Below are 19,921 nucleotides of genomic sequence, written 5' to 3' on the forward strand. Positions count from 1 at the left end.
ATGGCCACCCTGCACACCCAACTCAACCCGCGTTCGGCAGAATTCGCCGCCAACAGCGCGGCGATGCTCAAACAGGTCGATGCCTTGCACACCCTGCTCGCCCAGGTCCAGCAAGGCGGCGGCAGCAAGGCCCAGGAGCGTCATACCTCCCGTGGCAAGCTGCTGCCGCGCGAGCGCATCAACCGCCTGCTCGACCCGGGCTCGGCGTTCCTTGAGCTCAGCCAACTGGCGGCATATCAGGTCTACGGTGAAGACGTACCGGCTGCTGGCGTGATCGCCGGGATCGGCCGCGTTGAAGGCGTGGAATGCATGATCGTCGCCAACGATGCCACGGTAAAAGGCGGCTCCTACTACCCGCTGACCGTAAAAAAACACCTGCGCGCACAGACCATCGCCGAACAGAACCGCCTGCCGTGCATCTACCTGGTGGATTCCGGCGGCGCCAACCTGCCGCGCCAGGATGAGGTGTTTCCCGACCGCGAGCACTTTGGGCGGATCTTCTTCAACCAGGCCAACATGAGCGCGCAAGGCATCCCGCAGATCGCCGTGGTCATGGGTTCCTGCACCGCTGGCGGCGCCTATGTACCGGCGATGGCCGATGAAGCGATCATGGTGCGCCAGCAGGCGACTATCTTCCTCGCCGGCCCGCCACTGGTGAAGGCCGCCACCGGCGAAGTGGTCAGCGCCGAAGACCTTGGCGGGGCCGACGTGCACTGCAAGATTTCCGGGGTGGCCGACCACTACGCCGACAGCGACGAACACGCCCTGGCCCTGGCCCGGCGCAGCGTTGCCAACCTCAACTGGCGCAAGCAGGGGCAGTTGCAACAGCGCACGCCGGTCGCGCCGCTGTACGCCAGCGACGAGTTGTACGGGGTGATCCCGGCCGACGCCAAGCAACCTTTTGATGTGCGCGAAGTGATTGCGCGACTGGTGGACGGCTCGGTCTTCGATGAGTTCAAGGCGCTGTTCGGCACCACGCTGGTCTGCGGCTTTGCCCATTTGCATGGCTACCCCATCGCGATCCTCGCCAACAACGGGATCCTCTTCGCTGAAGCTGCGCAAAAAGGCGCGCACTTTATCGAACTGGCCTGCCAGCGCGGGATTCCCCTGTTGTTCTTGCAGAACATCACCGGCTTTATGGTCGGGCAGAAGTACGAAGCCGGTGGCATCGCCAAGCACGGCGCCAAGCTGGTCACGGCGGTGGCCTGCGCCAAGGTGCCGAAATTCACGGTGATCATCGGCGGCAGCTTTGGTGCCGGTAACTACGGGATGTGCGGACGCGCCTATGACCCGCGCTTTTTGTGGATGTGGCCCAACGCCCGCATTGGCGTGATGGGCGCCGAACAGGCCGCCGGCGTGCTGGTGCAGGTCAAGCGCGAGCAGGCCGAACGCGGTGGCCAGGCGTTCAGCGCCGAGGACGAAGCGCAGATCAAGCAGCCGATCCTCGACCAGTACGAAACCCAGGGCCACCCCTACTACTCCAGCGCCCGCCTGTGGGATGACGGCGTCATCGACCCCTTGCAGACCCGTGACGTGCTGGCCCTGGCCTTGTCCGCCGCGCTGAATGCCCCCATCGAGCCGAGCCGCTTCGGCGTGTTCCGCATGTAATTGGAGCTGCACCCATGAGCGATTTCAACACCGTTGAACTGGTCAACGACCCCCGTGGCTTTGCCACGCTGTGGTTGAGCCGGGAACACAAGAACAACGCGTTCAACGCCGAAATGATCCGCGAGCTGATCATTGCCCTGGACCAGGTGCAGGCCGATGCCTCCCTGCGCTTTCTGCTGGTACGCGGGCGCGGCAAGCATTTCAGCGCCGGCGCGGACCTGGCCTGGATGCAGCAGTCGGCCGAGCTGGACTACCACACCAACCTCGACGACGCCCGCGAGCTGGCGGAGTTGATGTACAACCTGGCCAAGCTGAAGATCCCGACACTGGCGGTGGTCCAGGGCGCGGCCTATGGCGGCGCCCTGGGCCTGATCAGTTGCTGCGACATGGCCATTGGCGCCGATGATGCGCAGTTCTGCCTGTCAGAAGTACGCATCGGCCTCGCACCGGCTGTCATCAGCCCGTTTGTGGTGCAGGCGATTGGCGAGCGTGCGGCACGCCGCTATGCCTTGACCGCAGAACGCTTCGACGGCCAACAGGCGCAAGCCATCGGGCTGTTGGCGCAAAGCTACCCGCTTGAGGCGCTGAATCAGCAAGTCGAACTATGGACCGCCAACCTGTTGCTCAACAGCCCGGCCGCCATGCGCGCCAGCAAGGATCTACTGCGCGAAGTGGGTAACGGCGCACTCACCCCGGCGTTGCGCCGTTACTGCGAAAATGCCATCTCACGCATCCGCGTCAGCGCCGAAGGCCAGGAAGGCCTGCGCGCGTTTTTGCACAAGCGTGCGCCCAGTTGGCAGTCCCAGGAGCCGCGCTCATGAGTGCACCGTTGATTACCTGCGTACTGGTGGCCAACCGTGGCGAAATCGCCTGCCGGGTCATGCGCACGGCCAAGGCGTTGGGCATGACCACCGTTGCCGTACACAGCGCTACGGACCGCGATGCGCGCCACAGCCGCGAAGCCGATATCCGGGTGGACCTGGGCGGCAGCAAGGCCGCCGACAGTTACCTGCAGATCGACAAACTGATCGCCGCGGCCAAGGCCAGCGGCGCCCAGGCGATTCATCCCGGCTATGGCTTTCTTTCCGAAAACCCGGGTTTTGCGCGGGCGATTGAAGAGGCTGGGCTGATTTTCCTCGGCCCACCTGCCTCGGCCATTGATGCCATGGGCAGCAAGTCGGCGGCCAAGGCATTGATGGAAACCGCCGGCGTGCCGCTGGTGCCGGGTTACCACGGGGCCGGCCAGGACCTGGAAACCTTCCGCCAGGCTGCCGCGCGCATTGGCTACCCGGTGCTGCTCAAGGCCACGGCCGGCGGCGGCGGCAAGGGCATGAAAGTGGTCGAGGACGAAAGCCAACTGGCCGAAGCTCTGGCCTCGGCCCAGCGCGAGGCGCTGTCGTCGTTTGGCAACGCGCAGATGCTGGTGGAGAAATACCTGATCAAGCCGCGCCACGTGGAGATCCAGGTATTCGCCGACCAGCACGGCCATTGCCTGTACCTCAATGAACGCGACTGCTCGATCCAGCGTCGCCATCAAAAGGTCGTCGAAGAAGCACCGGCCCCCGGCCTCAGCCCTGCCCTGCGCCAGGCCATGGGCGAGGCAGCGGTGCGTGCCGCCCAAGCGATTGGCTATGTGGGCGCCGGCACCGTGGAGTTTCTGCTGGATGCGCGCGGTGAATTCTTCTTCATGGAGATGAACACCCGCTTGCAGGTGGAACACCCGGTGACCGAGGCCATCACCGGCCTGGACCTGGTGGCCTGGCAGATTCGCGTGGCGCAAGGCGAGCCGTTGCCAATCACCCAGGAGCAGGTGCCGTTGCGCGGCCATGCCATTGAAGTGCGGCTGTATGCCGAAGACCCGGCCAATGACTTTTTGCCGGCCACCGGGCATCTGGCGCTGTACCGTGAATCAGCGCCAGGCCCGGGACGCCGGGTGGACAGTGGCGTCGAGCAGGGCGACGACGTTTCGCCCTTCTACGACCCGATGCTCGGCAAGCTGATTGCCTGGGGCGAGGACCGCGAACAGGCGCGCCTGCGCCTGTTGAGCATGCTCGACGAGTTTGCGGTCGGCGGTTTGAAGACCAACCTGGGCTTTTTGCGGCGCATCATCGGCCACCCGGCATTCGCTGCGGCGCAGTTGGATACCGGCTTCATCCCGCGCTATCAGGAGCAATTGCTGCCAGGCGCCAGCGCCTTGAGCGATGAGTTCTGGCACGCGGCTGGGCACGCGTTTATGCAAAGCCAACTGCCTCGGCTGCGGGACGACGACCCCGCCTCGCCGTGGGCTGCGACGCAGGGCTTTCGTGCGGGCCTGCCCGCCGAGACTTCACTGCACCTGAGCTGCGACGGCCAGGACCGCTTGGTAACGCTGCAAACGCACGCTGTGCCGCAACTGCGCGACGAACACTTGGTGATCGCGGATGCCGGAATCCGCCGCTCGCACCTGGCCGTGCGCCATGGGCAGACGCTGTTCCTGCGCTGGCAGGGTGAGATGCGCGGCGTGACGCTGTTTGATCCGATCGCCGCCGTCGATGCCGGACAGGCCCATCAGGGCGGCCTCACTGCGCCGATGAACGGCAGCATCGTGCGGGTGCTGGTGGAAGTCGGGCAGACGGTCGAGGCTGGCACACAACTGGTGGTGCTCGAAGCCATGAAGATGGAGCACAGCATCCGCGCGCCCCATGGGGGGGTGGTCAAGGCGCTGTATTGCCAGGAAGGCGAAATGGTCGGCGAAGGCAGCGCCTTGGTGGAGCTGGAGGCCCTGGCCTAGAACTTCACCGTGGCCTGTACCACGACGCCGATGATCTGACAGTCATCGGTGAGCAGGGCCTTGGGGTAGGTCGGGTTGAGCGGCATCAGGTAACGCTGGCCGCTTTCCTCGATCAACTTGCGAAAGGTCGCCTGGCTGCTGCCGGCCCATTGGGCTACCACCAATTTGCCGGGCTCGGCGGCGAGAGCCGGGTCCACCAGGATCATCATCCCTTCGGCGATGCTCGGCCCGCTCGGTGCCGTCATCGCATCACCGCTCACCTGCAGCCAGAACGCCTCGCCATCGGCGTCGTAGTCGCTCGCCTCAAAACGCGCAGGGCCGTAGGCCGGCCGCGATTCATGGACCCGGCCGGGCTGCTTCCAGTCCCTCACGGGGTAGCGAAAATACGGGTTGTATTGAACGGCCGGCGCGGCTTCGTCGGCCGGGGCCTCGCCCTTCTCGCGGATTACCAGTGCCGCTTCCAGGTAACCCAGGCCCAGTTCCTCGAGCACCCGGTTCATGTCGTCGAGGCTCGGTACCCGGCGCTTGCCCAGCCAATGGGCAACACCGCCCTGGGACATGCCCAGGCGCGTGGCCAGTTGGTTTTGCGTGACCTGGCGGGCCTTCATGTTGGCTTTGACCAACGCTATCCATTTATCCATGGGGCATGACAATACCGGGTGTATTCGCGGCGACAATAAACAGTTTGTAGTAATCAATCAAATGACATAAATACAGATCGTATTATTATCAGCTCCACCTGTTCACCTTCCCACCCAGAGCACCGACCACATGACCACAACCCCGGATCACCTGCCTGGTACACCTGATGACGATGAAATTAAGTGCTTGCAGGGCAGCGACGCAGCCCGGCGCGCCTTGGACTACTACTTCAAAGAAGACGCCGAGCCCACATCGGACGATGTGGCCTGGTTCGAGGCCAGCCCCACTGTCAGCCATGAAGAAGCCCTGGTCCACGCTTCGGACCTGCTACGCAGCGCCGCCGCCATCGCGTATGAGCTGGCGAACAACAAGCTGGGGGGCACCCGGGACCTGGCGTTTTCGGTGGTGTATCTGATTGATATGGCCAAGGCCATGCTGGAGCGTCCACTGCAACTGGTCGGCGGGAAAACCCCTTGACCCGGTAGGCGTGCAGGAACAGAAGGAAAAATATTTCTATCTGGCAGATAAAAACATTTGACTTGCAAATGATAATGATTATTATTGCATGCAACTGGTCGCGAGATCAGTCGATAGACCAAGGGACCTTAGGTCGGACTCTTGGAATATCTCCTCATCAGGCTAATCACGGTTTTTGACCCGGCTCTTTGGCCGGGTCTTTTTTTTGCCAGTTATTCTGGCGTGGCTTCAGGCTAATGAAGACTGTGTGTTGCTTGATGGCGCGCATGGTAGCAAAAGACCATCGCCGAAAGAAAGCCGATAAAGCGCTCTAGCCCGGATCTTTCCAAATTAGCACTTGAGAATCAATCTCATAGACTCTAAGCTGCTGCAGCGTCAAGGATGACGCCCCCTTCTTTTTCGCATTAATTTGCGTCCAGATTTTACCCCGCGCCTGTGTAAACTGCCCGCCACACCATTTAAATTCAGGCAAGCAGACTATGACCGTGGCCTTGACCTCCATCAAAATCAGCAGCGACTTCGACAGCGGCAATATCCAGGTGCTCGACACCAGCGATGCCCATCAGTTGCTGCTGGCAATCAAGCCGGATACCCGCAGCCAGCACTTCCAATGGTTCCACTTCAAGGCCGAAGGGATGCACATTGGTCATACCCATACCTTCCGCCTGAGCAACGCTGGCCAGTCTTCCTACAAACATGCCTGGAGCGGCTACAACGCCGTGGCGTCCTATGACCATATCAACTGGTTCCGGGTGCCGACGCGCTTTGATGGCGAAACCTTGCACATCGAATTGCAAACCGAGCAAAAACACGCCTGGCTCGCCTACTTCGAGCCCTACAGCCGCGCGCGCCACGCCTGGTTGATCGACCAGGCGCTGAACCGCGCCGGTACGCAACTGCTGGCCACCGGCAAGAGTGTCGAGGGCCGTGATATCCCCCTGCTCCGCCGTGGCAAGGGGGACGCGGGGCAGCGCAAAGTGTGGATCATTGCCCAGCAGCACCCCGGCGAGCACATGGCCGAGTGGTTTATGGAAGGCATCATCGAACGCCTGCAACAGGACGGTGATGATGAGCTGAAAAAACTCCTGGCCACCGCCGACCTGTACCTGGTACCGAACATGAACCCGGATGGCGCGTTCCATGGCCATCTGCGCACCAACGCCATGGGCCAGGACCTCAACCGCGCCTGGCAGAGCGCAAGCCAGGAACTGAGCCCGGAAGTGCTGTTCGTCCAGCAGCAGATGGAGAAGTACGGCGTAGACCTGTTCCTGGATATCCATGGCGACGAGGAAATCCCCTACGTGTTCGCCGCAGCGTGCGAAGGCAACCCCGGCTACACCCCGCGTATCGAAGGCCTGGAAAAACACTTTCGCAGCCACTTGAGCGAGCTGACCCGCGACTTCCAGACCACCCATGGCTACACCCGCGACCTGCCTGGCCAGGCCAATATGACCCTGGCTTGCAACAGCGTGGGCGAGAAATTCGACTGCCTGTCCCTGACCCTCGAAATGCCCTTCAAGGACAACGACGATGCGCCCGATCCGCGTACCGGCTGGTCTGGCAAACGCTCCCGGCAACTGGGCAAGGACGTGTTGAGCACCGTGGCGGACATAGTCAACGTACTGCGCTGACCCTGCCCCAATAAGTATCGCTAACCCTAAGCCTCGGACTGCGCCGCCACCCGCAGGCAGTCCTGAGGTCCGAGCACCCGGCCATCCGCCGCATGCACCTGCAAAGCCTGCAGCGGCTGACCGTGCTCACGGTCCAACAGCACCGAATGGGCCTCGCCTTCGGCGTAGAAAAACCCCTCGCCCCATTGCCGCAACCCAATGATCACCGCAAACAGCCCCCTGCCCTTTTCCGTCAACACGTACTCCTGATAAGCGCTGCCATCCGAGGCCGGGACAATCTCAAAAATTCCGTGGCCGACCAGGCTGCGCAAGCGCGTGGCCAGTATGTTCTTGGCCATGCCCAGGCTGCGCTGGAACTCGCCAAAGCGGCGGATGCCATCGAATGCATCGCGAATGATCAGCAGCGCCCAACCATCGCCAATCGCCTCCAGTGAGCGCGCCACCGGGCATTCGGCAGTTTCAAAGCGGGTGAGTCTGACCATGGGTAACGCCTGCCTGACAAAAAATGTAGTTGCAATATAAAACCGCAATACCTACCGTACAACCAGTTTCATTTAGCAACCACATTGAGAATTGAGCATGCCCCCATCATCGTTAAGCGCCGCCGTGGTGCTGCTGTTTGCCATTGCCTGTGGCCTGTCGGTGGCGAATGTCTATTACGCCCAACCCCTGCTCGATGCCATGGCCATGACGTTCGCCATGGACCCCGCCACCGTCGGCATCGTGATCAGCCTGACCCAGGTTGGCTATGGCGTTGGCCTGTTACTGCTGGTGCCGCTGGGCGATCTGCTCAATCGCCGGCATTTGATCGTCGGGCAGTTACTGCTGTCCACCGGTGCGGTGTTGCTGGTCGGCCTCTCCAACAGCCTCGTCGGGTTTCTGGCCGGCCTGCTGCTGACGGGCCTGCTCGCCGTGGTGGCCCAGGTGTTGGTGGCCTACGCCGCCAACCTGGCGCGGCCCGAGCAACGGGGGCATGTGGTGGGCCTGGTGACCAGTGGCATCGTGGTTGGCCTGCTGCTGGCGCGCACGGTGTCCGGGATCATGGCGGACCTGGCCGGCTGGCGTTCGGTGTATCTGCTGTCGGCGGGCTTGACCCTGTTGATGGCACTGCTGCTCTGGCGTGTCTTGCCCACCACCGAGCAGCCTCGGGCGTCAGGCTCCTATCGCCAGTTGCTGGTTTCAGTGTTCAGCCTGTTACGTGAGGAAAAAGTACTACGCGACCGCGCAGTGCTGGCGTTTCTGATTTTTGCCGCGGGTACCGTGCTCTGGACCCCGCTGGTGCTGCCCTTGAGCGCCCCGCCCCTGTTGTTGTCCCACACCCAGATCGGCCTGTTCGGCCTCGCCGGTGCCGCCGGCGCATTGGGCGCGGCCCATGCCGGGCGCCTGGCAGACCGCGGCCTCGCCCAGTGGACCAGCGGCGCGGCCCTGGTGCTGATGCTGCTGTCATGGCTGGCCATCGCCTTGACCCAGTCTTCGTTGTGGGCGCTGCTGCTTGGGGTAATTACCTTCGACCTCGGCCTGCAAGCCGTGCATGTCACCAGCCAAAGCCTGATCTACAGCGTACGCCCCGAAGCCCAAAGCCGCCTGGCAGCCGGCTACATGCTGTTCTACTCGGCGGGCAGCGCCCTGGGCTCGCTCGGCGCGACCCTGATGTACGCCTGGGCCGGCTGGCTCGGCGTGTGTGCCTTGGGCGCCGCCATCAACCTGCTGGCGCTGGTGTACTGGCGGGCGACCCTGGGGCCTCAGTCCTTGCCGAGCATGCTTTGCAGCACGCCATCCCGGCGAACCCAGCCATGGAACAACGCCGCCGCCAAATGCAGCAGCACCGTGAGGAACAGCAAATAAGCGAGATACCCATGGGCCGTGCGCAGCACCGCGAACAACTGCGCGTTGGCCGGCACCCACGAAGGCAACTGCAGCGCGCTGGACAGCATCACCGGGTCACCCGCCGCCGAAATCATCGCCCAGCCCAGTAGCGGCAGCACCAGCATCAAGCCGTACAGCAGCAGATGCGACGCCTTGGCCGCCAACACCTGCCACGCCGGTAAATCGGCAGGCAACGCTGGCTGACGGGTAGAAAAACGCACCGCCAGGCGCACGATCACCAACAGCAGAATCGCAATACCCAACGGCTTGTGCAGGTGCAACAACCATTCATGGCGCTGGGACACCGAAGCCACCATGCCAGCACCGATAAACAGCATGGCGATGACCATCAGCGCCATCAGCCAGTGCAGCAGGCGTGCCAGCGGGGCAAAAAACTGCGGTTGAGTATTCATGGCCGGGACTCCTGAGAGGGGCTGGGCAACTGGCTGACTTCACCGGTACGGCGCAGGTATGAACTGGCATAGGCAGCGGAACGTGCCGCCAGCAGCGGGTCATTGGACGCTTCGATACCGCTGGGCAGGATCAGCGGGTCAAAGTTGATATCGCGGCAATCGCCATCCAACTGCGGCTGGCTACGTTCGAGCACCAGGGTGCCGGCGTTCAGCACCGTGTGCGCGCCGGCCCAGGCCTTGCTGGCGTCATCCACCGGGTCCGCGGGGTTGGCCAGGGTGATCTGCAATTGCCAGCGCAAGGGTCCGGCCGCCAACCGCTGCTCCAGGTCGGCCTGGAGAAAATCCGCCCCTCCTGGCGCAACGGCGCCACTGGCGTCCTGGCTCATCGGCACCACGCCCCAGCGCACGGCCTGGCGTTGCCCGTTGGCGCTAATCAGGTAAAACGCATTGATGCCGTTGTAAGTTTCGCTGGCATAGCTGGCCGAAGGCCTGGCGGTCTTGACCCAGGCCAGGAACGGCGCGGTCTCGGGATGACTGGCAAAAAACGCCGGCAGACTGGCCGGGTTGGGCTTGCCGGTCGCAGGGTCCGCAGCCCCCGCCTTGAGCATCTGGTAGAAGGCCTCGGGGGTGCCCACCGGGAACACCGGCATGCTGTTCATCCCGCTGCGCCATTGCTGGCCGTTGGCCTGGTTGAACTGCACGGCCAGGCTGCGGATCGGCACGCTGCTGTCCGGGGCATAGGGGTTGCCGCTGGGTAGGGCGAAACGCCCGATCACCGGGGTGCGCGCTTCACTGAATACCTGCGCGCTGGAATAGGCACGCGCCGCAGGGCTGCTTTCGAAATAACCCGCCACGCATACGCCCTTGGCATGGTTGCGCCGGTAGCCAGGGTGCAGGCCGTTGTTGGTTTCCAGGGCATTGACCAGGGTCTTGGGGCGCAACCGCTGTGGGTCGAGGGTACCGTTAACGTAGGCAAAGGCCCCGGCAACGACGCCGACGACCACGCCGATAGCGGCCAGGCGCAGCACCAGGCTGGCGCGCCCCAACGGCGTGCGGGGTGGCGATGGATGATCTGGCATGAAGTGCTCCGAGGCCAACGGCCACAGGTGGAAGGTGCAATGAGACGCCGCTCACGCAGGCTTATTCCACCAAGGCCGTAGGCTTTTTCGCAGCGGGTGATTCAGGAGTCCCAGATCGCGCCATAGGCCGGGATCCCCCGCGCCTCCATTTGCGCCACCACCCGGAGCGTCAACGCCTGGTTGGCGATACAGATCACCGCTTCGGCACCAAAATCCTGCACCGCAGCGTACGCCAACTGCACCAGGTCAGGCTTGCCGCGCACGTCGGTGTCCCAAATCACTGCGTGCGGTTGCGCCCGCAGGATTTCGGCGACCAGCTCTTCACCATAGGTCTTTGCCGGGCTGCGGGTGGACCACACCAACTGGATCGGCACCTGCCCGGCCAGCAAGTGCGGCATCACCGGGCCAATCCCGCTGCCGGTGGCGATATACACCACCGACTTGAACAACGTCTCGATATTCGCCACGCCTGCCGTGGTAATGCCCTTGACCCAGACATGGGCTGGCATGTGCTCGATAAAACGCCCCGTCCAGTCCCCGGCCCTGGAAATAATCAGGCGAAAGCCCGGCTGGCCCGGGGTCGGGATATTGGCAAACGAATGCCACTCCAGCAGGGGCTGCAGGCTGATCGCCGTCGACGAGCCGGCAAAGGGCGTGGTGTGGCGCAATGTGGTGATCACCGCATGAGCGCAAGGCCGCTGATGACTGACTGCCACTTTGCGCAAGCGCAACCAAGGCAGGGCAATGCTCAAGGTCAGCACCAACAGCATCCCGAATGCAACCGGATGAGCCTCGGCCAGCAGTGCCTGCACCCAGAACAACAGCAAGGCCGCCCACCCCGCAAAGCGGTGCACGCGCTCAAAGCCATTATGAAAACGCCTGCGAATCCCCGGCTGCGCCATGACCACCATCAACAGCAACACCCCCAACAGTGCCGCACTGACCAACAACCACGGCGCAGAAACACTCTGCGGCTGTTGCAGGTAACGCCAGCCCTGGCTGGCGACCAGCAGCGCGAACCACAGCGTCGCCGCCAGCGCACCGCCGCTGTGCAGCCCGCCCAGGTGATAGACCTTGGCAGCATGGCGACGCAGGTACAGCGGCCAGCTCAGCGGGATGCGCGTGGCCAGCCAAAACAGCCCGTTGATCACGTACTGCTGGCGCACCAGGATCGCCAGGGACAGGTTGATCATCACCAGCATCGACACTTGCTGCGCGTCGATCACGGGCAGCTTCAAGCCAGACAGTGCAAACCACCCGTTGCCCAGCAGCACCAACGCCACCAGCCGGTTGTAATGGGAAAATATCGGCAAGCCACGCCACCGCCGCCACCCGCCAGGCAAGGCGGGCACTACCGTCGCCATCCACCGCTCAATCATGCTCGGCCCCCTGCTTTGAGGGCGAGTTGGCGACCCTCCTCGCTGTCACAGGCCCATTGCCGCAGCAGGGTCTTGTCGATCTTGCCGCGTGCCGTCAGGGGCAAGTGCTCCAGGGCAAAAATCACCGCCGGCACACAGTAGTAGGCCAGCCGCTGCGCGCAGAACTGCCTGGCTGCCGCAATGTCCGCCGTGGCCGGTGTGACGAATGCCACCAGGTGCTGACTGTCGAACTTCAACGCCACCGCCCGGCTACAGGCGCCACTGGCCTCCAGCGTGCTGGCCAGCGCGTCCAATTCCACGCGAAAACCGCGCACCTTGACCTGATCGTCGACCCGCCCCAGATGCTCTAGGGCCCCATCGTGCGTCCAGCGCCCCAGGTCGCGGGTACGGAACATCATCCGCCCCGCCCCCAGGAACGGATCAGGCCGATAACGCTGCGCAGTCAACAACGGGTCATGCAGATAGCCCGCCGTCACCCCGTCGCCCCCGGCCCACATCTCGCCCACTTCCCCCGGCGCGCAGGCCTGGCCGTGTTCATCCAGCACATACACGGTGTTGTTGGGCGTCGGTTGGCCGATGGTCAACGGCGCCCCCGGTACGTGCCGGTGCAAGGTGTTGACGATGGTGGTTTCCGTGGGTCCGCAACCGTTATAGAAGGTGCAATGGGCCGCCCAGCGATCCGCCAGGGCCTGCGGGCATGGCTCGCCCGCCACTGCGACCACCTCAAGCGTGGCGCACTGTCGTGGGTCCAGGGTGGCGAGAATCGACGGGGTGGCGATCAGCACTTGGCAATGGCGGGCCGTTTCGCCGATATCTTGCTGACGGATATACAACGTCGCCCCGTGGGCCAGGCAGCCGAGGATTTCCCAGGCGGCCATGTCAAACGCGATATTGAGGATTTGCCCAACCCTCATGCCCGGCTTGATGCCCAGGTTGCCCGGTGCCGTCAGCACGATGTTGCACACATTGCGGTGCGTCACCCGCACCCCATTGGGCCGCCCTGTGGTGCCGGAGGTGAACAGCACAAAACACAGGCTGGCGGGGTCTGGCGCGGCGACATTCAGCTCGCAGGCCTGCGCCACCCACGGCTGTTGCGCCAGGAACTCGTCCAGGCACACGCACAAATGCCCCGCTGCCAGCGGCAATTGGTCCTTGAACCCCGACAAGGTCAGCACCACTGCACTCGACAGCGCCTCAAGGATCATCGCCAACTGCGCCGGCGGAGTGATCCTGGCATCCTGCGGCACATAGGCCGCGCCGATCTTCAACACCGCGAGCATCCCCACCAGCATGGGGATCGACCGCTCGACAAACAACGCCACCGTATCGCCCGCCATCACCCCCTGCGCGAGCAGGTGCCGGGCCAGCCGATCGGCCTGGCGGTTCAACTGCTCATAGCTGATGCTCTGGCCCGAGCAGAGCGCGGCGATCCCATGGGGGGTTGCCGCGGCGTGCGCCTCGAATGCCTGGTGGATACACGCGTACGGCAGCGCCCGCGCCGGCCCGCAGCCCCAGGTTTGAAGGGTATGACGTTGGATGATGGGCAAATGGCCCAGTGCCTTGGTGCAAGCAAAACCGCTATCCGCTGCTGTCGTCGATATCATGGGTCAACTCCTCAACTGGCCCCTGCCTCACACTGTTCGGGCAGGCAGGGGCCTTGACTGAGGACCATTCACGGCATTACAGGGCTGCGAGAGCCCACAAAAGACAGAGACCAAGGCTATCTACAGCGCTTATTTTTCCCACAGATGGAATAACCTTTGCCCCTAGGCGTCTTCCTCAACACCGCCCACGACACGCAGGCCCTCCATGCACGAGCTCGACGACCAGTTGCGTGAACTCCTCCCCAGGCTGCGGCGCTTTGCCCTGTCCCTGACGCGCAACCCCAGCAGCGCCGACGACCTGGTGCAGGCCAGCCTGGAGCGCGCCATCGTCAGCTGGCGCCACAAGCGCGTCGACGGGGATTTGCGCGCCTGGCTGTTTTCGATCCTCTACCGGCAGTTCCTCGACGCGCACCGGCGTTCGCGGCGCTATGCGCGGATGCTGGAGTTCTTTACCGGCCGCGATGACGCGCAACCGTCAGTCGAACGCACGGTGATCGCGCAATCGACCCTGCAGGCCTTCGACCAGTTGAGCAGCGAGCAACGCGCCCTGCTGCTATGGGTCTCGGTGGAAGGCTTGAGCTACAAGGAAGTCGCCCATATCCTCGACGTGCCCATTGGCACCGTGATGTCACGCCTGTCCCGCGCCCGCCAGGCCTTGCGCCAGCTCAGCGACGGCGATATCACCCGCCCTACCCTGCGGATACTCAAATGATCAGCCTGCCCCCCAATGAACGCGACCTGCACGCGTACGTCGATCACCAGCTCAGCGAGCCGGATCGCCGCCAATTGCAGATCTGGCTCGCCGCCCACCCCGAGGTCGCGGCCCAGGTCCACGCCTGGCAACAGGATGCCCAGCACCTGCGCGCGGCCATCGGTGCGCCGCCAGCGGTCAACCCCGAGCTGGATCCGGCGCTGATTCGCCAGCGCCTCAAGCGCCAGTCGCGCCGCCACCTGGCCACTGCCGCCATGTTGCTGGTCGCCATCGGCCTGGGCGGCCTGGGTGGCTGGCAAGCGCGGCAGGCCACCCTGCTCGCCAGCAGCCTGCCGATGACCGACGCCATGCAGGCCTATCGCCTGTTTGCCCAGAACCCGATCATGCCCGCCGACTACCAGGTGCAGGGCAATGGCGATATGCAAGCCTGGCTCGACCGCTACTTCGCCCAGGCCCATCGCCTGCCAGACCTCAGCCAGGCCGGCTTCAACCCAGTCAGCGCGCGGCTGCTCAGCACCGACCAGGGTGCGGCGGCGATGGTGCTCTACGAGAACCCACAAGGCCGGCGCATCAGTTTCTACATTCGCCCGCCGGGCCCGCAAAACACCCTGCTGCCAAGGGGCAGCCGCAGCGCCGAGGGGCTCCAGGCCGAGTACTGGTCCAGCCCCGGCTACAACTATGCGATGGTCAGCCAAGAGGACGAGCCGACCACCCCATTGCTCAAGCAAACCACTCGGTTCTAGGACGCCACCGCCATGCCTTTTCGAGATAGCCGCCCGCGTCGCCTGCCCTTGCTCAGACGCCTGTTCGGCAAAACAACCGCCAGTGACAGCGCGCCAGCCATTCAGCGGTTCTTCGCGGACAAGGCCCGGCAACAGGGCTACACCCTCAGCCCCAGCCAATTACAGGTGATCGACGCCATGGCCCGGCAGTCCTCGTACCTGCTGGACCGGCGCCCGACCCGCAGCCTGTACCTGCACGGCGCCGTCGGCCGGGGCAAAAGCTGGCTGCTGGACGGTTTTTTCCAGGCCCTGCCATTGCCTGACAAGCAGCGGGTGCATTTCCACGACTTTTTCGCCCACCTGCACCGTGGCATGTTTGCCCACCGCCAACAGGCCGATGCCCTGGGCGCCACCCTGGACCAGTTGCTCGACGGCTGCCGGGTGCTGTGTTTCGACGAATTCCATGTGCATGACATTGGCGATGCGATGTTGATCACTCGTCTGTTCAAGGCCCTGTTCCAACGGGGCATCCTGGTGCTGGTCACCTCCAATTACCCGCCCCAGGGCTTGCTGCCCAACCCGCTGTATCACCAGCGTTTCAAGCCGGTGATCGACTTGATCGGCGCGCACATGGACGTCATGCAAGTCAGCGCGCCCCAGGACTACCGGGGCCTGGCGCAGAACCACCAGCAGCAGCGTTTCACCCACGGCCAATACGTGTGGCCCGGCACCCCGGCCCAGCGCCGCGAACTGGCGCTGCCCCCCACCGCTGGCCCGCCCCTGGCGCTGGCGGTCGGCTCGCGGCAACTGCAAGTGCGCTGGCACCAGGCGCGCAGCCTGGCCTTGACCTTCAACGACCTGTGCGAACAGCCCACCGCTGTGATGGACTACCTGTTGCTGTGCGAGGATTTCGACCACTGGATCATCGACGATCTGCCGCTGCTCGGCGAATGCCCGATTGCCGTGCAACAGCGCTTTATCAACCTGATCGACGTGCTGTACGACCAGGACAAGCACCTGACCCTGCTGGGCCAACAACCCCTGGATACTGCCCTGCAAGGCCAGGCAATTGACCTGGCGCGTACCCGCAGCCGCCTGGGGCAGTTGCAACAAGTCAGCCCGCTGGCGCTCAAGTCGCTATCATGAGCGCCTTTGACCTTGTCGAGTGACCTAAGCTGTTCATGGATACCCTTGCCCAACTCAAGGCCGGCCAACTGGCTGGCATCAAGCGCCTGGACCTGTCCTGCGGCCTGACGCAGTTCCCCCGGGAAATCTTCGACCTGGCCGACTCCCTGGAAATCCTCAACCTGAGCGGCAATGCCCTGCGCAGCCTGCCGGACGACCTGCACCGCCTGCCCCACCTGCGCGTGCTGTTTTGCTCGGATAACGCCTTTACCGAGCTGCCCTCGTGCCTGGGCCTGTGCCCGCAGTTGAGCATGGTCGGCTTCAAGGCCAACCAGATCGAGCAGGTGCCCGCCGCCGCGCTACCACCGCAGTTACGCTGGCTGATCCTCACCGATAACCGCATCCGCCAGTTGCCGGACGCCCTCGGTGAGCGGCCACTGCTGCAAAAACTCATGCTGGCCGGCAACCGTCTGGAGCAACTGCCCGCGAGCCTGGCCCAGTGCCATAACCTCGAACTGCTGCGCATCGCTTCCAACCGCCTGACTCAGTTACCCCACTGGCTGCTGACACTGCCGCGCCTGACCTGGCTGGCCTATGCCGGCAACCCGGTGGAAAGCGCGGTGGACGTGGCAACTGATGACGCGACGCCGAACATTCCCTGGGCCGAACTGGAACTGGGCCAGGTGCTGGGCGAAGGCGCCTCGGGCGTGATTCGCAAGGCCCTGCGCAAACCGTCGAACGAGCCAGTCGCGGTCAAACTCTACAAGGGCACCATCACCAGCGACGGCTCGCCGCTGCACGAAATGCAGGCCTGCATTGCCGCCGGGTTGCATCCCAACCTGATCAAAGTGCAAGGCCGCGTGGTCGGCCACCCCGATGACCAGGCCACGCTGGTGATGGACTTGATCGACCCGAGCTACCGCAACCTCGCCGGCCTGCCCAGCCTGGCGTCCTGCACCCGGGACATCTACGACCCCGCCACCCGCTTCAGCGTGGAGGTAGCGTTGCGCATGGCGCGCGGCATCGCCTCCGTGGCCGCGCACCTGCACCGGCACGGCATCACCCATGGCGACCTGTATGGCCACAATATTTTGTGCAATGCCCAGGGTGATTGTTTGCTTGGGGACTTTGGCGCCGCGTCGTTCCATGCCACGGCCGACACCCTGGAGACCAGGGCATTGCAGCGCATTGAAGTGCGGGCGTTCGGGGTGTTGCTGGGGGAGTTGCTGGAGCGGATTGACGCGGGTTTGAGCGCTGAACAGCGCCAGGTGCTGGAGACACTGGGTGACAGTTGCTGCCAGCCGCAGGTGCTGGCGCGTCCGGCGTTCGAAGAGATCGAGGCACTGCTGTCCTCACTCTGAAACGCCCTGTAAATGTGGGAGCGGGCTTGCCCGCGATAGCAGTGGGTCAGCCAGCTGATGTGCCATCTGATACACCGCTATCGCGGGCAAGCCCGCTCCCACACAAGTCTGCGCCCATAATTCCAGGCCGGGTTTAGCCCGCCAGGCCGACGAACATATCCTGCACGTCGTCATGGTTGTCCAGGCCTTCGAGGAAGGCTTCGACTTCAGCCATCTGCTCATCGCTCAAGCCGCTGACCGGGTTTTTCGCAAGGTAGCCCAACTTGGCCGACAACACGGTAAAACCCTGCTCCGGCAAAGCCTTCTGCACCGCGTCCAGGTCTGTGGTCTCGGTGATGAACAGGGTCGTGCCCTCTTCTTCACCTTCTTCAAAGTCCTGGGCGCCGGCTTCGATGGCGGCCATTTCCGGGTCGGCGTCCGGGGTATCCGGCGAGGCTTCGATCAGCCCCACGTGGTTGAAGTCCCAGGCCACGGAGCCCGAAGCCCCCAGTTGCCCCTTGCGGAACGCCACGCGGATTTCCGCTACGGTGCGGTTGATGTTGTCGGTCACGCACTCAACGATCAACGGCACCTGGTGCGGGGCAAACCCTTCGTAGGTCACGCGATGGTACTGCACGGTCTCGCCCAGCAGGCCCGCGCCTTTCTTGATCGCGCGCTCCAGGGTTTCCTTGGGCATCGAGGCCTTCTTGGCCTGCTCGACCACCAGACGCAGGTGGGCGTTGGTCGCGGTGTCCGCACCGTTACGGGCGGCAATGGTGATTTCCTTCACCAGCTTGCCGAAAATCTTGCCCTTGGCATTGGATGCCGCTTCTTTATGTTTAACCTTCCACTGTGCGCCCATGACTCACTCTCTTGATATCCGTGGCGCCGAGACGTCTACTGGCCGGCGCTTTGGCCGCAGAGTTTATAGGGCAAGAACCCATCGTTCCACCAAAAAACCGGCCAGCGTTGCAGGGGCCTCAGGTGCGCAGGGGTTTGATCGCGACGGAACGATCCGGCACAAAGTCGCCCACTTGCGCCAGAACCGCAGGCCGCGCGTTCCAATAGGGCACCAGCACCAGCGCCGAAAACAACGCGGCGCCAGCGAACACGATAAACACCGTCACCGTGTCGAAGTAGCCCGGCAGCAGGCCACCGAGGATCGCCCCCACCGAACCGCAGCCGTTGACGAAGCCCGCCGCCGTGGCGCCTGCCTTGGCCGTACCGAAGTCAATCGCCGCCGTGCTGCTGATCATCGAGTCCGGCCCGTACAGGGTCAGGCCCATCACAAACAGCAAGGCCATCACCAACAGCACGCTACCGGTATGCAAGGCCCCCATGAACAGCGCCAGCGACACCGTCAGCGCCAGCAGGCTGAGGACACAGGCCGGCATGCGCCGGGCGCCGAACAGTTTGTCGGACGCCAGGCCAATCATGATCGGCCCCAACAACCCCGCCAGCTCGAACGCCGTCGGCACAATCGCCGCGCCGACCTTGCCCACCGAGGGCATCTGCTCATAGACAATCACCGGGCCCCACAACAGGATCGCGTAGCGCGCCGGTTTCAACAGGAAGTACGCCAGGCCCAGGGTCAGCACCGTGCGGTTGCGCAAGATCTCGCGCAACGGCTCAAGGATGCTGATTTTTTTCGCCGCTGCCTGCTCTTCAGCGCTCATTGCCGGCTCGGGTTCCACTTGCGGCAGGCCGACGTCCTGTGGCGTGTTGCGCTGGAAGATAAAGAACAGCACCGCCACCACCGCCACCACCGCGGCACTGGAGATAAATGCCGCGTGCCAGCTGCCAATCAGGGTGTAGGCCCACCAGCCGGCAAATGGCGATGCCACCAGCCCGCCAAACGCGTAACACGAGCTCCACAGCCCCAACACCCGCCCGCGCTGCTGCGCCGGGAAGAAACTGCCAAGGTTCTTGCACAGCCCCGACCAGCCGGTGGACTGCGCCAGCCCCTGGATCAACATGCAGGTGACAAAGATCGGCAAAGTGGCAAACGTACCCATGACCAGGGCGGCGGCCGCCGAAATCACCAGCCCGCCCAACACCACCACCCGTGGGCCGAAACGGTCGGCAAGCATGCCCCAGGTGAACTGGCCAACGGCATAGGCCGCCAGGTACAGGCCATCCAGGTTGGCCATCATCATCTTGTCCAGCGGGAAACTGGGGTCGTCGACGAGCCCCAACTTGGCCACGGAAAACGCTTTGCGGGTGAAATAGAAGGCGGCATATGCCAGCCAGGTGATGGCGAAAATCTGCATGCGCCAACGCTTGATGCTACCCATAGGGATATTCATGGTGGTTCTGACCTCAGGTGTGAGTGTGCCGGCAGAATCGAGAAGCAATTGCCTGTGTTTTTATTGTTTTGCACTGCAGTACCGGGGCGCAGGGCGCTGGGTACTGGTCAGATGAGTCCTGCAAGGGTGCACGCAAGGGCCCATGATCGCCGAAGTTGTAGGACTCAACCTACGGCGACTGAGCGCTATCAAAGCAATGGCTGACTAATAGGTAAAATCGATTTATCGTATTTCAAATATAAGCTCA

The 19,921-nt window shown here is 63.6% G+C and carries 18 protein-coding genes; 10 read left to right on the top strand and 8 right to left on the bottom strand.

Annotation, left to right across the window (positions count from 1 at the left end; all coding sequences use genetic code 11):
- From HBO12_RS21090 to HBO12_RS21100, 3 genes are read left to right on the top strand one after another with little or no spacing between them, the layout of a single operon-like run.
- Nucleotides 1–1,608 carry a carboxyl transferase domain-containing protein gene (locus HBO12_RS21090; RefSeq protein ID WP_170043117.1) on the top strand — a complete coding sequence of 536 codons (1,608 nt, stop codon included), beginning with the start codon at nt 1–3 and terminating at the stop codon, nt 1,606–1,608.
- 14 nt (nt 1,609–1,622) lie between these two features.
- Nucleotides 1,623–2,429 carry a gamma-carboxygeranoyl-CoA hydratase gene (locus HBO12_RS21095; protein ID WP_170043118.1) on the top strand — a complete coding sequence of 269 codons (807 nt, stop codon included), beginning with the start codon at nt 1,623–1,625 and terminating at the stop codon, nt 2,427–2,429.
- On the top strand, nt 2,426–4,378 hold the full coding sequence (locus tag HBO12_RS21100; RefSeq protein WP_169954374.1) for an acetyl/propionyl/methylcrotonyl-CoA carboxylase subunit alpha: 1,953 nt from the start codon (nt 2,426–2,428) through the stop codon (nt 4,376–4,378). Before HBO12_RS21095 ends, HBO12_RS21100 begins: the two co-directional genes overlap by 4 nt.
- Here the strand turns inward: HBO12_RS21100 and HBO12_RS21105 are convergent.
- Complete coding sequence (locus HBO12_RS21105) at nt 4,375–5,019, bottom strand: LexA family protein (RefSeq protein WP_169954375.1); 645 nt, start codon at nt 5,017–5,019, stop codon at nt 4,375–4,377. The two genes, HBO12_RS21100 and HBO12_RS21105, sit on opposite strands and share 4 nt — an antisense overlap.
- 130 nt (nt 5,020–5,149) lie before the next feature.
- Between HBO12_RS21105 and HBO12_RS21110 the strand changes: the two genes are divergently transcribed.
- Both HBO12_RS21110 and HBO12_RS21115 read left to right on the top strand, forming a co-directional pair.
- On the top strand, nt 5,150–5,497 hold the full coding sequence (locus HBO12_RS21110; RefSeq protein ID WP_169954376.1) for a DUF6124 family protein: 348 nt from the start codon (nt 5,150–5,152) through the stop codon (nt 5,495–5,497).
- A gap of 479 nt (nt 5,498–5,976) precedes the next feature.
- Nucleotides 5,977–7,128: a M14 family metallopeptidase gene (locus tag HBO12_RS21115; protein ID WP_170043119.1), complete on the top strand. Its 1,152-nt coding sequence runs from the start codon at nt 5,977–5,979 to the stop codon at nt 7,126–7,128.
- Between the two features lie 26 nt (nt 7,129–7,154).
- Here the strand turns inward: HBO12_RS21115 and HBO12_RS21120 are convergent, their stop codons facing one another.
- On the bottom strand, nt 7,155–7,610 hold the full coding sequence (locus tag HBO12_RS21120) for a winged helix-turn-helix transcriptional regulator (protein WP_170043120.1): 456 nt from the start codon (nt 7,608–7,610) through the stop codon (nt 7,155–7,157).
- A 97-nt stretch (nt 7,611–7,707) separates the two neighbouring features.
- Between HBO12_RS21120 and HBO12_RS21125 the strand changes: the two genes are divergently transcribed.
- Complete coding sequence (locus HBO12_RS21125; RefSeq protein ID WP_170043121.1) at nt 7,708–8,973, top strand: MFS transporter; 1,266 nt, start codon at nt 7,708–7,710, stop codon at nt 8,971–8,973.
- Here the strand turns inward: HBO12_RS21125 and HBO12_RS21130 are convergent.
- The 4 genes from HBO12_RS21130 to HBO12_RS21145 form a co-directional block, all read right to left on the bottom strand.
- Nucleotides 8,871–9,407 carry a cytochrome b gene (locus HBO12_RS21130; RefSeq protein WP_170043122.1) on the bottom strand — a complete coding sequence of 179 codons (537 nt, stop codon included), beginning with the start codon at nt 9,405–9,407 and terminating at the stop codon, nt 8,871–8,873. The genes HBO12_RS21125 and HBO12_RS21130 overlap by 103 nt on opposite strands.
- Complete coding sequence (locus tag HBO12_RS21135) at nt 9,404–10,486, bottom strand: catalase family peroxidase (protein WP_170043123.1); 1,083 nt, start codon at nt 10,484–10,486, stop codon at nt 9,404–9,406. Before HBO12_RS21135 ends, HBO12_RS21130 begins: the two co-directional genes overlap by 4 nt.
- Nucleotides 10,487–10,587: 101 nt before the next feature.
- Nucleotides 10,588–11,865: a hypothetical protein gene (locus HBO12_RS21140; protein WP_170043124.1), complete on the bottom strand. Its 1,278-nt coding sequence runs from the start codon at nt 11,863–11,865 to the stop codon at nt 10,588–10,590.
- Complete coding sequence (locus tag HBO12_RS21145) at nt 11,862–13,469, bottom strand: amino acid adenylation domain-containing protein (RefSeq protein WP_170043125.1); 1,608 nt, start codon at nt 13,467–13,469, stop codon at nt 11,862–11,864. Before HBO12_RS21145 ends, HBO12_RS21140 begins: the two co-directional genes overlap by 4 nt.
- A gap of 205 nt (nt 13,470–13,674) precedes the next feature.
- Between HBO12_RS21145 and HBO12_RS21150 the strand changes: the two genes are divergently transcribed.
- From HBO12_RS21150 to HBO12_RS21165, 4 genes are read left to right on the top strand one after another with little or no spacing between them, the layout of a single operon-like run.
- On the top strand, nt 13,675–14,181 hold the full coding sequence (locus tag HBO12_RS21150; protein WP_169954384.1) for a sigma-70 family RNA polymerase sigma factor: 507 nt from the start codon (nt 13,675–13,677) through the stop codon (nt 14,179–14,181).
- Nucleotides 14,178–14,924, top strand: coding sequence for an anti-sigma factor family protein (locus HBO12_RS21155; RefSeq protein ID WP_170043126.1), 747 nt, complete (start codon nt 14,178–14,180; stop codon nt 14,922–14,924). The genes HBO12_RS21150 and HBO12_RS21155 overlap by 4 nt, the downstream gene beginning before the upstream one ends.
- 12 nt (nt 14,925–14,936) lie before the next feature.
- Nucleotides 14,937–16,049: a cell division protein ZapE gene (zapE, locus tag HBO12_RS21160; protein WP_170043127.1), complete on the top strand. Its 1,113-nt coding sequence runs from the start codon at nt 14,937–14,939 to the stop codon at nt 16,047–16,049.
- Nucleotides 16,050–16,084: 35 nt separating this feature from the next.
- Nucleotides 16,085–17,389 (top strand): protein kinase, encoded by a 1,305-nt coding sequence (locus HBO12_RS21165; RefSeq protein ID WP_170043128.1) that lies wholly within the window; start codon nt 16,085–16,087, stop codon nt 17,387–17,389.
- 133 nt (nt 17,390–17,522) lie between these two features.
- On the opposite strand, the gene HBO12_RS21170 is transcribed toward HBO12_RS21165, so the two are convergent.
- On the bottom strand, nt 17,523–18,230 hold the full coding sequence (locus HBO12_RS21170) for a YebC/PmpR family DNA-binding transcriptional regulator (RefSeq protein WP_057441529.1): 708 nt from the start codon (nt 18,228–18,230) through the stop codon (nt 17,523–17,525).
- A 118-nt stretch (nt 18,231–18,348) separates the two neighbouring features.
- Nucleotides 18,349–19,674: an MFS transporter gene (locus tag HBO12_RS21175; protein WP_170043129.1), complete on the bottom strand. Its 1,326-nt coding sequence runs from the start codon at nt 19,672–19,674 to the stop codon at nt 18,349–18,351.
- Nucleotides 19,675–19,921 lie beyond the last annotated feature (247 nt).

The sequence above is a fragment of the Pseudomonas sp. WS 5059 genome, from assembly GCF_012985525.1.
Classification (GTDB): domain Bacteria; phylum Pseudomonadota; class Gammaproteobacteria; order Pseudomonadales; family Pseudomonadaceae; genus Aquipseudomonas.

Bases quoted from the DNA above. Each gene is read 5' to 3' on its own strand.
- HBO12_RS21135 (WP_170043123.1), bottom strand. From the start codon at position 10,486: ATGCCAGATCATCCATCGCCACCCCGCACGCCGTTGGGGCGCGCCAGC.
- HBO12_RS21125 (WP_170043121.1), top strand. From the start codon at position 7,708: ATGCCCCCATCATCGTTAAGCGCCGCCGTGGTGCTGCTGTTTGCCATT.
- HBO12_RS21095 (WP_170043118.1), top strand. From the start codon at position 1,623: ATGAGCGATTTCAACACCGTTGAACTGGTCAACGACCCCCGTGGCTTT.
- HBO12_RS21090 (WP_170043117.1), top strand. From the start codon at position 1: ATGGCCACCCTGCACACCCAACTCAACCCGCGTTCGGCAGAATTCGCC.
- HBO12_RS21115 (WP_170043119.1), top strand. From the start codon at position 5,977: ATGACCGTGGCCTTGACCTCCATCAAAATCAGCAGCGACTTCGACAGC.
- HBO12_RS21100 (WP_169954374.1), top strand. From the start codon at position 2,426: ATGAGTGCACCGTTGATTACCTGCGTACTGGTGGCCAACCGTGGCGAA.
- HBO12_RS21145 (WP_170043125.1), bottom strand. From the start codon at position 13,469: ATGATATCGACGACAGCAGCGGATAGCGGTTTTGCTTGCACCAAGGCA.
- HBO12_RS21105 (WP_169954375.1), bottom strand. From the start codon at position 5,019: ATGGATAAATGGATAGCGTTGGTCAAAGCCAACATGAAGGCCCGCCAG.
- HBO12_RS21140 (WP_170043124.1), bottom strand. From the start codon at position 11,865: ATGATTGAGCGGTGGATGGCGACGGTAGTGCCCGCCTTGCCTGGCGGG.
- zapE (WP_170043127.1), top strand. From the start codon at position 14,937: ATGCCTTTTCGAGATAGCCGCCCGCGTCGCCTGCCCTTGCTCAGACGC.
- HBO12_RS21150 (WP_169954384.1), top strand. From the start codon at position 13,675: ATGCACGAGCTCGACGACCAGTTGCGTGAACTCCTCCCCAGGCTGCGG.
- HBO12_RS21120 (WP_170043120.1), bottom strand. From the start codon at position 7,610: ATGGTCAGACTCACCCGCTTTGAAACTGCCGAATGCCCGGTGGCGCGC.
- HBO12_RS21110 (WP_169954376.1), top strand. From the start codon at position 5,150: ATGACCACAACCCCGGATCACCTGCCTGGTACACCTGATGACGATGAA.
- HBO12_RS21170 (WP_057441529.1), bottom strand. From the start codon at position 18,230: ATGGGCGCACAGTGGAAGGTTAAACATAAAGAAGCGGCATCCAATGCC.
- HBO12_RS21155 (WP_170043126.1), top strand. From the start codon at position 14,178: ATGATCAGCCTGCCCCCCAATGAACGCGACCTGCACGCGTACGTCGAT.
- HBO12_RS21130 (WP_170043122.1), bottom strand. From the start codon at position 9,407: ATGAATACTCAACCGCAGTTTTTTGCCCCGCTGGCACGCCTGCTGCAC.
- HBO12_RS21165 (WP_170043128.1), top strand. From the start codon at position 16,085: ATGGATACCCTTGCCCAACTCAAGGCCGGCCAACTGGCTGGCATCAAG.
- HBO12_RS21175 (WP_170043129.1), bottom strand. From the start codon at position 19,674: ATGAATATCCCTATGGGTAGCATCAAGCGTTGGCGCATGCAGATTTTC.